An 11,856-nucleotide genomic window follows, 5' to 3' on the forward strand; every position below is an offset into this window, starting at 1 on the left:
AACAGGATCTTTCCGGACCGACGCGTCGCTGCCGTCAGGGCGGCTGCCATGGCATCCGAGACTGAACCGAAGATTGCAGAGAAGGCATACACACCATCGACCTAGAATCGGCGCCGGAGCCCCGCTCGTTTGAACCCGACCAGCCCATCGATCAGGAGATCGGCTGGGCCGAAGTGCCCGATGGGGTGGAATTGCGCCTTGTCCAGCGCGGTGACGCCTTTGCCATCCTGCTGGAGGATACGGCGCTGATGAGCACCTTGGTCAGCGCTTCCGAGGAAGCCCTGGCCACCATGACCGCGCAGCGCCTCGGCCGCTCCGATGCGCAGCAATGGCTGATCGGTGGCTATGGCATGGGCTATACGCTGCGCGCGGCCCTGGCTGAATTGAGCGCTGACGCCAGTGTTACCTTGGCCGAGATCGTGCCTGCCATCATCGAATGGGCGCGCGGCCCGATGCAGGCGCTGACGGCGGGATGTCTCGACGATCCACGTGTCATGCTGGTGCAGGACGATGTCGCCATGCTGATCGATGCGGCGCGCGGCGCCTATGACGCGATCCTGCTGGATGTCGACAATGGGCCCGAGGGGATCACGCGGCTCGACAACGATCATCTCTACAGCACGCGGGGGCTCAAGATGGCGCGGCGGGCGCTCCGGCCGGGCGGCATTCTGGCGGTCTGGTCCTGTCAGCCCTTTTCCGGCTTCACCATCCGCCTGCGCAGAGCCGGTTTCACGGTGGAGATGATCAGCGTCCGGGAAGGTGAGGGCGATCTGGGGGCACATCATGTAATCTGGTTTGCGCAGAACCCGGCGGATGAAGCCCGCTGAACCGCTTCGAAACCCTTATCAGGGGGCCTCTTTGGGGAGCTGCGTGAGCATGTGATTGATGGCTCATGCGAACCGATATGGCCCACCGTTGGATAAGGCGACCTGATAGGCCGATCGCTTGTGAATCTTCTCAAGCCAGCGCGTGGTTGCGGGGCGGCTCGCATCGAGCCCCCCTCGATCCCGCGCGGCCTCGAGCGGAAAACTCATGATAACGTCGGCGGCGGTGAAGCTCTCGCCGGTGAACCACGGGCGCAAAGCCAGTTCGTTTTCCACGAAATCGAGATGGACGTCGATCATCGGCTGGATGCGCTTTTGCGCCAGCCCTCCCAGCAGCGGCACCTTGCCGAGCACCAGCTTGACCAGCAGGGGCGGCATCAGCGATCCTTCGGCATAATGCATGTAAAAGCGATAGAGCAGCATGCCCTCTTCATCGGCCGGGGGCCCGAGACCTCCACCGGCCTTGTCGACCAGATAGGCGATGATCGCCCCGGTTTCCGCGATGGTGCGCCGGGCTTCGTCATCGACGATGACCGGCGATTTGCCGAGCGGATGGACCGCGCGCAGCTCTGGCGGCGCCAGCATCGTCTTGGGGTTCCGGGCATAGTGCTTGACCGCGTAGGGCAGCCCCAGCTCTTCCAGCAGCCAAAGGACGCGCTGCGAGCGCGAGTGTTCCAGATGATGCACGGTGATCACGGGCAGGCTCCTTCCATGTCCTGACGTCCCTGGCAGGCCAAGGTTCAGGAAGCGGGGTGGGCCGCCCGCCAGGCTTTCACCGCCGCCAGTGATTTTGCGACATGCCCCTGCGGGCTGAAGGCGGAATAGGACATCAGGATCGTGCCATCGGGCGCGATGACATAGCTGGTGCGGTCCGACATGGAGAGCACCGGCAGCTTGACCTTATAGGCCTTGATCACATCACTGCCCGCCACGCCCACGGCAAACTTGTTGCGGCATTCGGTCACGGAAAAGCGGCTGAGCTTGTCGAGCGGATCGTGCGACAGGCCGATGACCGTGGCCCCGGCAGCGGTAAACGCCTCGGTCGCATCGGAAAAGTCATGGGCCTCAATGGTGCAGCCGCTGGTGAAGGCCGCCGGGAAAAAATAGAGGACGACCGGGCCCTTTTTCAGCGCATCGCCCAGATGAAAGGCGAAAGGCTTGCCTGCCAGCACAGCCTGCGTGCTGAAATCCGGCGCGGCGGCGCCCTGGGGCAAGGCGGCAAGAGCGGATGTGCCCGGCAGGGCGACAACCAATCCGGCGAGAGCCACGGCACCCAGCGCGATGGGGATCAGGCGTTTCGAACGAAAGGGCATGGAAGGTCTCCTCTCCACATCATTACGTGAACAGCAGCTCTTTGGATGCAGCTATCTTTGCGGAACCGGACTGGGCTGCGTTCATTCCATCTTCGGTGGGGCGGCTCCAGCGACAGGCGGTTTGGCACAGATCATGCGGCTTTGGCTTATCACCTATCTTGTCACCGCCATCGGCTTTCTGGGCTGCGACGCCGTGTGGTTGAGCATGATGGCGAGCCGGCTCTATCGCCCGGCTTTGGGCGGAATGCTGCGCGAGAGTTTCGCGTTTGCCCCGGCAATTGCCTTCTACGTGCTTTATATTGCAGGCATCCTCATCTTTGCCATAGCACCGGCGCGGAGCGCTGGGGTTTGGTATGGCGCGACATGGCGCGGCGCGCTGCTCGGGCTGATGGCCTATGCCACCTATGATCTCACCAATCAGGCGACATTGCGCGACTGGCCGCTGGCGATCACGCTGGCGGATTTGTGCTGGGGCACGATGCTGACCGCACTGGCGGCCACCATCGGCTTTATCGCCGCGCGCTGGCTCGGGGGATCAGCGTCCACAGGATGACCACCGAAAGCAGACCGGCGCTGCAGGCATTGAGCCGCAGCAAAGCAGTATAGCTTTGCGCGGAAAACTCTGCCCAAGGTGTGCCGTAAGCGCCATGCAGCAGGGTGGCGAACACATTCACCAGCACCAGCCCGAGCCTGAGGCGGCCCCTGAAGGCCAGCAGGGCAATCAATGCGGTCGGAACCAGAAAGGCTTCCACGCCCGATACGGTCCCCAGCGCCTTGGTTGCCAACACGGCATTGCCCACGCCCGCCAGCACCAGCAAGGTCCGCCCGGCTGAAGCGTTGCGCCGGGCCAGCGCGGGAACCGCGAGGAAGAAGGGCGTCGAGAGAAAGGTGACGCAGGCCACCCACCCTTCACGGCCCACCAGCCCGGCGATATAGAGCGGATAGGTCGGCTGGCTGGAGGCCACCAGCAGCGCGATCCGGTTGCAGGCCGAAGTGGCCGGATCGGGATGGGCCGCATAGGCGCGCAGACGCCGGGCCAAACTCATGGGGTGGGGCGCAGCCGGTAATGGCTCACGCCCCATTCGCGACCCTGCGCATGGCCAAAGAGTCCCGCCGTCGCCAGATAGAACAGGCGCCAGCGCCGCCCCCACAAGGCGGCCTTGTCGCCATAGACCAGGGCCAGTTGCTCATCTACAGCCGCGCGGTTGGCATCGAAATTGGCCAGCCAGAGGTTGGCGGTGCGCTGATAATGCCGCCCATCCCAGCGCCAGCTCTTTTCGACCGTGAAGCTTTGCGCGAAGTGGTCGATCAGCCCGTGGCTGGGCATGATGCCACCGGTGAAGAAATGCTGCGCTATCCAGTCGGTCTTGTCCGTCGTGTCGAAGCGATAGGGATGGCTGCGATGGCTGAAGACATGAAGGAACAGGCGGCCCTCCGGCGCCAGCCAGCCGCGTGCGCGCGCCAGCAGATCCCGCCAGTTGGCCATATGCTCGAACATCTCGACCGAGACGATGCGGTCGAAACGGGCCTCGGGGTGGAAATCATTCATGTCGCAGGTGATGACGCGCAGATTGGTGAGGCCTCTGGCGCGGGCTTCCTGCTCGATAAAGCGGCGTTGCGGCGCTGAATTGGAGACGGCGGTGATGCGCGCCTGGGGAAAGCGCTCCGCCATGGTGAGGCTGAGCGAACCCCAGCCGCAGCCCAGTTCCAGAATGGCCTGACCTTCGGCAAGATCCGCATGGTCGATCGTGGCGTCGAGCGCGGCGTCTTCCGCCTCTGCCAGCGTTTCATCGCCATGGGGAAACAGGCAGCAGCTGTATTTGCGCTTGGGCCCCAACGTCAGCTCGAAGAAGCGCGGGGGCAACTCATAGTGCTGCTGGTTGGCGGTATCCGTGTGTTCGGCGATGGGGTGGTCGACCATCCTGCGGGCGAAATCGGCGTTGGGGTCGGGACCATCCGTCAGGCTGCGCCGGCGCATGCCCACCAGCATGTCGATCCCGGCGCGGGTCAGCGGATCGGGCAGGGGCAGGCTTTCGGCGGCGCGGATCAGGCTGGCAACAGCGTTCATCACGGATCTCCTCAAGGGCGGAAGCGGGGCAGGGGCCAGAAGGCGGGCACGCGCCGCTGCAGCGCGCGATAGGCGTCCCCGCGTGAGCGCAGCATATGCGCCTCGAGCGGCGGAATGCCCGAGACATGGACCAGCAGCCCATACATGAAGAGCGGGCCGGTCAGCGCCAGCCAGCCCGGCAGCCATAGCCCATCGGGCCCGATGGCGATCACCGCATAGGCCACCCAGCCGAGCCACTCGAAAAAGTAGTTGGGATGGCGCGAAAGGGCCCACAATCCGGTGTCGCAGATGCGGCCTTTGTTGGCGGGTGCCTTGCGAAAACCACGCAACTGCGCATCGGCCAGCCCTTCGCCCGCCACGGCGGCGATCAGCACCAGCCCTCCGGCGATGTCACTCCATACGGGAAAGGGCGAAGGGCGATGCGCGCCCAGCATCACGCAGAGCACCAGCAGCCAGCCCGCCAAAGCCTGGACCTGCAGAAAGGCGAAAAGCCGCGCGGGAAAGCGCTCCCCCCATTCGCGCCGCAACTGGGCGTAACGCGGATCGTCGCCATGACCTGCCGTGCGCAGCGCGATATGGCCCCCCAGCCGCAGCCCCCACAGCGCCACCATGGCTGCCACCAGCCCCTGACGCGGCGCGATGGTGCCATCCAGAGGAACCAGCGCCGCGCCTGCTCCCACCAGCCCCACCGCCAGCGACCAGATCGCATCGATCCACCCCGAGCGGCCCGGCTCGCGGGCGATCAGCCACGCCCCCGCCATGATCAGCGACAGGGCGGCAAGGCTTAGGGCACAGGGCAGGATCAGCTCCATGGCAGCAGCTACGCGGGCTGCGCGGCAACGGATGCATGGCGCAAAAATTTTACGGCACGGCGCATCCGCAGCCATTGGGTCTGCGTAGCTGCTTCCGACGCGCAGGTGCCACAGCCTGCACGGGCCAGGAGGCAGGCACGCTTATGCGGCAGGAGAGAACTCTTGAGATCGCCATCGTCGGCAGCGGCATTTCCGGCCTGTCGGCGGCCTGGCTGCTGAGCCAGCGCCACCGGGTCACCCTGTTCGAAGCCGAAGGCCGGATCGGCGGCCACAGCCATACGGTGATGGTGGGCGACACGCCCGTCGATACCGGCTTTATCGTCTACAATGAGCAGACCTATCCCAACCTCACCGCGCTTTTCGCCCATCTTGAGGTACCGACCCAGCCTGCGGAGATGAGCTTTGCCGTGTCGCTCGATGATGGGCGGCTGGAATATGCCGGCACCGATCTGGGCGGGCTGTTTGCCCAGAAACGCAACCTTGTCTCGCCCCGCTTCTGGTCGATGCTGCGCGATCTGGAGCGCTTTTATCGCTGTGCCCCGCGCGATCTGCCGTTGCTGGGCGATAAACCGCTCGGCGCCTATCTCGATCTGCTCGGCTGCGGCGCGGCTTTTCGGGAGGACCACCTCTATCCCATGGCCGCCGCCATCTGGTCGACCCCGGTGCGCGACATTCCATACCATCCCGCCGCCGCCTTTATCCGCTTTTGCGAGAACCACGGCCTGCTCAAGCTGGGCCGCCGCCCGCAATGGCGCACCGTGACGGGCGGCAGCCGCGCCTATGTCCAGCGGCTGACCGCATCTTTCGCCGACCGTATCGTTACCGGCCGACCGGTCCGGCGCATCCGGCGCAGCGATGATGGCGTGCATCTCCATCTCGATGATGGCGAGCGGCATTTCGACCATGTGGTGATCGCCACCCATGCCGATCAGGCACTGGCGCTGCTGGCCGATCCCGATGGAGCCGAAAGGCGAAGCCTGGGAGCCTTTGGCTATCGCAGCAATGAGGCCGTGCTCCATGCTGACCCGCGTGTGATGCCCAGGCGCCGCCGGGGCTGGTCGAGCTGGAACTATGCATCGCAAACGAGGGGGAGCGATCCCGATCTGTCGGTCACCTATTGGATGAACCGTTTGCAGGGCCTGCCCGAGGATGCGCTGCTGTTCGTCACACTCAATCCGTTGATCGAGCCAGACCCGGCACTGGTCCACCGGCGCGAGATCTATCATCATCCCATCTTCAACGCCGCCGCCGGGCGGGCGCAGCAGGACCTCTGGTCCTTGCAGGGTGCGCGCAACACCTGGTTTGCCGGGGCCTATTTCGGTGCCGGTTTCCATGAAGACGGTCTGCAGGCGGGCCTCGCCGTGGCCGAGCAACTGGGCGGGGTGCGTCGCCCCTGGCTGGTGAAAGATGAATCCGGGCGCATCGCCCTGCCGCAAAGGCAGGCGGCATGAGCGACGAGAGCGCCCTCTATGTCGGCCAGGTGACGCATCAGCGGCTGCGTCCGCGTCGGCATCGGCTGCGCTATGGCGTGTTTTCGCTGCTGCTCGATCTGGACCGGATCGATGCTTTGGCGGCAGGCTTGCGAATCTTTTCGCGCGGGCGCTTCAACCTCTTTTCCTTTTACGACCGTGATTACGGCGATGGCAGTGCCACGCCGCTGCGCACGCAGGTCGAGCGTCATCTCTGGGCGGCGCGCATCGTGCCCGATGGCGGGCCGATCCGCCTGCTGACCATGCCGCGCATTCTGGGCTTTGCCTTCAACCCGCTCAGCGTCTTTTTCTGCCATGGACGCAATGGGCGCCTGCGGGCCATCCTTTATGAGGTGAACAACACCTTCGGTCAGCGCCACAGCTATCTGCTGCCGGTGGCGGCGGGGCAGGCGGCCGAAATCCGCCAGAGCTGCCCCAAGGCCTTTCACGTCTCGCCCTTTATGGGGATGGAGATGGGCTACAGTTTCACCGTCGCGGCGCCTGCCGAGACTCTGTCCATCGTGATCACCGTCTCGGACGGCTTGGGGCCGGTGCTGATGGCCTCCCATGCCGCGCGGCGCCGCAACCTGACCGACGGGGCTTTGCTGCGCGTCTTTGTCACCCATCCGCTGCTCACGCTCAAGGTGGTGGGCGGTATCGCGTGGGAAGCGGCGCGGCTGTGGGCGAAGGGCGTGCCGGTGCACACCTGCCCCGCGCCGCCCGACCACCCCATCTCCATTCCAACCCAGACAGGCGAGGGCGCATGTATCTGAACGAGCAAGCACAGGCCGCTCTGGCCCCTGTCACGCCGCAGCCGCAGCGGGCCACGCCCTGGCTGATCCGCCGCGCTCTGCGGCATCTGCAGTGCGGGCGGCTGACGATCATCCTGCCCTCGGGCGTCAGGATCGATCATGCTGGCGCGCTGCCCGGTCCGCATGGGGTGATCGAGATGGGCAATGGCATGGCCTTCCGCCGCCTGCTGACGCGCGGGGATGTCGGTTTTGCCGAGGGCTATATCGCGGGCGACTGGACCAGCCCGGACCTGCCGCAACTGATCGCGCTGGCCGCGCAGAATGTCGCCCGGCTCGACGGCACGCTGGAAGGCTTCTGGCCGGTGCGGATGTGGCGCAAACTCAGCCATTTCCTGCATCGCAACTCGGCGCATGGCAGCCGTCGCAACATCGCCTTCCATTACGATCTGGGCAATGATTTCTACCGCCTGTGGCTCGATGAGAGCATGACCTATTCCTCGGCCATCGCCATCCCGCGCGGCACCAGCCTTGAGGCCGCCCAGCAGGCCAAGCTGGAGCGCATCGCCGCCCTGCTGGACCTCAATGGCGAGGACGATGTTCTGGAAATCGGTTGCGGCTGGGGAGCACTGGCGCAGCATCTGGCGCCGGCCTGCCGCAGGGTCACCGGCCTCACCCTGTCGCGCGAGCAGTTGGACCATGCGCGAGCGCAGGTGAGAGCCGGTGGCCTGGAGGACAGGATCGATCTGCGCCTTCAGGATTATCGCGCCATAAGCGAGCGTTTCGACCGCATCGTCTCGATCGAAATGCTGGAAGCGGTGGGCGAGGCCTATTGGCCGGTCTATTTCGAGACATTGCGCGCCGGCCTGCGTCCAGGCGGGCGGATCGTGCTCCAGGCGATCACCATTCGCGAGGATCGCTTTGCCGCCTACAAGCGCAATCCGGATTTCATCCAGCGCTATATCTTTCCCGGTGGCATGCTGCCGACACCATCCTTGCTGGGGGCTCAGGCCGAACGTGCCGGTCTGGCCATCACCCATCGCGAGACCTTTGGCGCGGGTTATGCCGACACGCTGTCGCTGTGGCGCGCGCGCTTTCATGCCGCCTGGCCGCGCATTCTGGCGCTGGGTTTCCAGCCCGATTTCCAGCGCCTCTGGGACTACTATCTCGCCTATTGCGAGGCGGGTTTCCGCAGCGGCACCATCGATGTCGGGCTCTATGTGCTGGAGCAAAGGGCATGATGGACCGGCGCGGCATGATGATCGGCGTGGTGGCCCTTGCGGCGATGCCCGATGCGCTGATGGCGGCCTTGCCCATTCCGCCATCACGGCGGCTGGGCTTCGACATTCTGCGCAAGGGTTCGAAGCTGGGCACCCATGTCCTCACCTTCGCATCCGAGGGCGATGCGCTCAATGTTCAGGTCGCCGTCGATCTGGTCTTCAGGATCGCCGGGATCACGCTCTATCACTACCGTCATCAGGCCGTGGAGCGCTGGCAGGGGCAACAGGTGATGGCCCTCGACGCCGAGACCAGCGACAATGGCACACCTTACAAGGTCTCGGCCCGGCGGGAGGGCGGCGTGCTGATGGTGCAGGGCACCAAGGCGCCGCGCTATGCCGCCCCCGCCGATGCGCTGCCCGCCACCCACTGGAACCGGCGCGAGCTGGAGGGCCCCTGGATCAACACGCAGGACGGGCGGCTCATGCGGCCCCATGTCGCCGCGCAGGGCATGGAAACCATTCCCGCCGCCGATGGCGCAAGTCTGTTGGCGCGTCGCTATGCGCTGACGGGCGATGTGCAGCTCGATATGTTCTACGACGATCATGCCGGATGGGCTGGCCTGTCCTTTGTGAAAGGCGGCGCGCCGATCCGCTACGAGCGGCAGGCCTGATACCTCAGCTTGTGGTGGCCATCTTGCCGGTCAGGATCACCGGACCGGTTGGCAGCCCTGTGGGTGAGCCCCCGACCGGCTCGACGGAGACGGCCAGCGTCACGCCCGCCGACAGCGCCGCGGCAGCCTCTGCCGGAACCTTGCCCCAGCCCGGCGCGGCTGCGTTCATCACGCCCATCGAGCGCGGCTTGCCATCTGCGGGGATCACCCAAAGCTCGGGCACATGGTCGCCCAGCGCGAGACCGCTGGCGGCCGAGGTCATCCGCGCGCTGGCGGGGTCGAAGCTCACGGTGACCAGACCCTGCTTGCCGGTCAACACCGCCACCATCGGTGCGATGGGAGCCTGCGCCACAGGGATGCGCACGAAGACCTGCGCCGGTTTCTGCATCGCCACAACGCCCAGCACCAGCGCCGCCGCGCAGGCCGCCGCCGCGCCGCCCTGCCACCAGCGCAGAGTGGCGCGCGACACCATCGCGCGGCCCCGATCATTGGCGGGCAGGCGTGCCTCGATCGCGCTCCATACCGAGGGGCGGGGCGCCTCGCCCGCGTCATGGAACATGGCTGCGGCGTAATCCTGCCAGCGGGCATGGGCGGCAGCGAAAGTCTCGTTGTGCGTCAGGCGTGCCTCGGCGGCGCGCTTCTCCTCGCCGTCGATCAGCCCGAAGGCCAGTTCGGCGGCCAGCAGCTCGTCATCCTCGGGAAGCATGGCGGCGCTCATGACAGGCACTCACGCAGCTTGAGCAGCGCCCGGCGGATGCGGCTCTTGACCGTGCCCAGCGGAGCGCTGGCCCTTGCCGCCAGATCGGCATAGGTCAGCCCCTCGAAAAAGGCGCGGCGGATCAGCCCGGCATCGCCGCCTTCCAGCGTGCCGAGGCAATGGGCGAGGCGGCGCTCGTCCTGGCTGGCCTCGATCAGGCTGGCGGGATCGGGGTCGGGATCGGCCACATCCTCGGCCAGCTCGACGGGGGCTGTGGCGATCTTGCCCCTGGCGCGCAGGCGGTCGATCGCGCGGTTGCGGGCGAGGGTGATGAGCCACGTCATGGCGCTGCCGCGCGCGGCGTCGAAGGAGGCGGCCCTTTGCCACACCGAGAGATAGGCTTCCTGCAAGGCTTCCTCCGCTTCCTGCCTGACAGGCAAGATACGCAGGCACACGCCAAATAGCTTCACGTGGGTAGCGCGGTAAATTTCCTCGAAGGCATGGCGGTCGCCGGTCGAGACCTGTGTCAGCATCAGGGCCAGGCTGGAGCGATCTTCTTCCGAATTCATCGGCCTCTTGCATCCATCCTGTGACACGGAGCGTATCTTCGATACCGTGCAGAGTAGCCGAGCCCTGCCACTTGGCAAGAGGATGTGAGCGAAAGAATGATGGCATCCGTCAGGTTTGACGCCACGAAGCGTCTGGTGGCCATGCTGGGGGTGACGGCTCTGGCAGCCTGTTCCCCGGTGCGTATCTTCAATGCCCTGATGCCCAGGGACAGCGGGGGTGTCCGGCTCGTCCATGATGCGCCCTTCGGGGCGGAGAAACGCCAGCGGCTGGATGTCTATGCGCCGTGCCAGGCTGGAGCGGAGCCTTTGCCGGTGATCGTCTTTCTCTATGGCGGGTCATGGAATTCGGGCACGAAGGACGGCTATGGTTTTGTCGGCGATGCCTTGGCCGCGCGGGGCTTTCTGGTGGCGATCCCCGATTACCGGCTGGTGCCCGCGGTGCATTATCCGGCCTTTCTGGAGGACAATGCGGCGGCTGTACGCTGGGTGCGCCAGCATGCGGTGCAACTGGGCGGCGATCCGGACCGGATCGTTCTGGCGGGGCATTCGGCGGGGGCCTACAATGCAGCGATGCTCGCGCTCGATCCACGCTGGTTGGGGGCGGATCGCAGCGCGGTGAAAGGGCTGATCGGACTGGCCGGGCCCTATGACTTCCTGCCCTTCAAGGGACCGATTATCGAACCGGCCTTTGCCGGTGTGGCCGATCCTGTCTCGACCCAGCCGGTGCATTACGCGCGGGCGGATGCGCCGCCCGCCTTTCTCGCAAGCGCAGACAAGGACATGCTTGTTCTGCCGCGCAACAGCGATGCGCTGGCGCAGGCCTTGCGCGGGCAGGGGGTGGCGGTCGAGCGCAAGAGCTATCCGGACGTTGGCCATATCGGACTGGTGACGGCGATTGCGAAACCGCTGCGCGGGAACGCCTCCGTTCTGGAGGACATGGCCGATTTTGCCCATAACGTCACCCTCCTCAAGCGCTGGGCATGTCCTTCAGGATCTGATGGTAACGGTCAGGGATGATGGGCGGCTTGGTGATAGTTTCGGGTCGCCCACGCAGTCTCGGCAGGTCACAGACCTCCTGCTGAGCGACCATCCCCGCACTGGAATCGATAGCGCTGCCCCGCGCACTTCAGGCGGCTGGAGGCACCATGATCGCCATGCCCTCAAGAGCGCCGCTGATCGGAATTTGACAAGCCAGGCGCGAGGTGGCGAGGCGCCCCTCGATCGAATCCAGCAGATCGCTCTCTTCCTCCGAGACAGGCGGCAGTTTGGCAAACCAGTCCGCATCGATGATGACATGGCAGGTGGCGCAGGAACAGCTGCCGCTGCAAAAGGCCTGAATATCCTCGAAGCCGCTATCACGCAGGGCTTCCATCAGGGACTGGCCTTCGGCCGCGGCCATGGTGACATCCTGCGTGCTGATCGTCGAAACTTTGAAATTGGGCATGATCGTTCTCTGGGCGTTGT

Annotated in this window: 15 protein-coding genes; 7 read left to right on the forward strand and 8 right to left on the reverse strand. The window is 65.5% G+C overall.

The genetic code is table 11. The annotated features are described in order from the left end of the window. Positions 1-185 precede the first annotated feature (185 nt). On the forward strand, positions 186-827 hold the full coding sequence (locus ABDW49_RS22700) for a spermidine synthase (protein ID WP_343615482.1): 642 nt from the start codon (positions 186-188) through the stop codon (positions 825-827). 63 nt (positions 828-890) lie between these two features. Here ABDW49_RS22700 and ABDW49_RS22705 read toward each other — a convergent pair whose 3' ends face one another. Together ABDW49_RS22705 and ABDW49_RS22710 are read right to left on the reverse strand one after the other, a co-directional pair. Next, positions 891-1,520, reverse strand: coding sequence for a glutathione S-transferase (locus ABDW49_RS22705; protein WP_343615483.1), 630 nt, complete (start codon positions 1,518-1,520; stop codon positions 891-893). A gap of 44 nt (positions 1,521-1,564) precedes the next feature. Next, positions 1,565-2,137, reverse strand: coding sequence for a peroxiredoxin (locus ABDW49_RS22710; RefSeq protein WP_343615485.1), 573 nt, complete (start codon positions 2,135-2,137; stop codon positions 1,565-1,567). A gap of 133 nt (positions 2,138-2,270) precedes the next feature. Between ABDW49_RS22710 and ABDW49_RS22715 the strand changes: the two genes are divergently transcribed. Continuing rightward, complete coding sequence (locus ABDW49_RS22715; RefSeq protein WP_343615487.1) at positions 2,271-2,690, forward strand: DUF2177 family protein; 420 nt, start codon at positions 2,271-2,273, stop codon at positions 2,688-2,690. On the opposite strand, the gene ABDW49_RS22720 is transcribed toward ABDW49_RS22715, so the two are convergent. Genes ABDW49_RS22720 through ABDW49_RS22730 form a run of 3 tightly spaced genes read right to left on the reverse strand, consistent with a single transcriptional unit; the run spans position 2,647 to position 5,017 of the window. Beyond that, complete coding sequence (locus tag ABDW49_RS22720) at positions 2,647-3,183, reverse strand: hypothetical protein (RefSeq protein WP_343615488.1); 537 nt, start codon at positions 3,181-3,183, stop codon at positions 2,647-2,649. The genes ABDW49_RS22715 and ABDW49_RS22720 overlap by 44 nt on opposite strands. Next, positions 3,180-4,205, reverse strand: coding sequence for a cyclopropane-fatty-acyl-phospholipid synthase family protein (locus ABDW49_RS22725; protein WP_343615490.1), 1,026 nt, complete (start codon positions 4,203-4,205; stop codon positions 3,180-3,182). The genes ABDW49_RS22720 and ABDW49_RS22725 overlap by 4 nt, the downstream gene beginning before the upstream one ends. Positions 4,206-4,216: 11 nt before the next feature. Further along, positions 4,217-5,017, reverse strand: coding sequence for a DUF1295 domain-containing protein (locus ABDW49_RS22730; RefSeq protein WP_343615492.1), 801 nt, complete (start codon positions 5,015-5,017; stop codon positions 4,217-4,219). Positions 5,018-5,160: 143 nt separating this feature from the next. Between ABDW49_RS22730 and ABDW49_RS22735 the strand changes: the two genes are divergently transcribed. From ABDW49_RS22735 to ABDW49_RS22750, 4 genes are read left to right on the forward strand one after another with little or no spacing between them, the layout of a single operon-like run. After that, positions 5,161-6,468 carry an NAD(P)/FAD-dependent oxidoreductase gene (locus ABDW49_RS22735; protein WP_343615494.1) on the forward strand — a complete coding sequence of 436 codons (1,308 nt, stop codon included), beginning with the start codon at positions 5,161-5,163 and terminating at the stop codon, positions 6,466-6,468. Further along, entirely contained in the window at positions 6,465-7,259 is a 795-nt protein-coding gene (locus tag ABDW49_RS22740) for a DUF1365 family protein (RefSeq protein ID WP_343615496.1), read from the forward strand. Before ABDW49_RS22735 ends, ABDW49_RS22740 begins: the two co-directional genes overlap by 4 nt. Next, positions 7,250-8,476 carry a cyclopropane-fatty-acyl-phospholipid synthase family protein gene (locus tag ABDW49_RS22745; RefSeq protein WP_343615498.1) on the forward strand — a complete coding sequence of 409 codons (1,227 nt, stop codon included), beginning with the start codon at positions 7,250-7,252 and terminating at the stop codon, positions 8,474-8,476. Before ABDW49_RS22740 ends, ABDW49_RS22745 begins: the two co-directional genes overlap by 10 nt. Next, positions 8,473-9,126 carry a DUF6134 family protein gene (locus ABDW49_RS22750; protein ID WP_343615500.1) on the forward strand — a complete coding sequence of 218 codons (654 nt, stop codon included), beginning with the start codon at positions 8,473-8,475 and terminating at the stop codon, positions 9,124-9,126. Before ABDW49_RS22745 ends, ABDW49_RS22750 begins: the two co-directional genes overlap by 4 nt. A gap of 4 nt (positions 9,127-9,130) precedes the next feature. Here the strand turns inward: ABDW49_RS22750 and ABDW49_RS22755 are convergent, their stop codons facing one another. Beyond that, the gene (locus tag ABDW49_RS22755) at positions 9,131-9,844 is read right to left on the reverse strand and encodes an anti-sigma factor (protein ID WP_343615502.1); all 714 of its coding nucleotides are present in this window, start codon (positions 9,842-9,844) and stop codon (positions 9,131-9,133) included. Then, positions 9,841-10,392, reverse strand: coding sequence for a sigma-70 family RNA polymerase sigma factor (locus tag ABDW49_RS22760; protein WP_343615504.1), 552 nt, complete (start codon positions 10,390-10,392; stop codon positions 9,841-9,843). Before ABDW49_RS22760 ends, ABDW49_RS22755 begins: the two co-directional genes overlap by 4 nt. 96 nt (positions 10,393-10,488) lie before the next feature. On the opposite strand from ABDW49_RS22760, the gene ABDW49_RS22765 reads away from it, so the two are divergent. Then, entirely contained in the window at positions 10,489-11,409 is a 921-nt protein-coding gene (locus ABDW49_RS22765) for an alpha/beta hydrolase (protein WP_343615506.1), read from the forward strand. Between the two features lie 109 nt (positions 11,410-11,518). Here the strand turns inward: ABDW49_RS22765 and ABDW49_RS22770 are convergent, their stop codons facing one another. Next, positions 11,519-11,836: a 2Fe-2S iron-sulfur cluster-binding protein gene (locus tag ABDW49_RS22770; RefSeq protein WP_343615508.1), complete on the reverse strand. Its 318-nt coding sequence runs from the start codon at positions 11,834-11,836 to the stop codon at positions 11,519-11,521. Positions 11,837-11,856 lie beyond the last annotated feature (20 nt).

Origin of the sequence: Novosphingobium sp. (assembly GCF_039595395.1) — a bacterium.
Lineage (GTDB): Bacteria > Pseudomonadota > Alphaproteobacteria > Sphingomonadales > Sphingomonadaceae > Novosphingobium.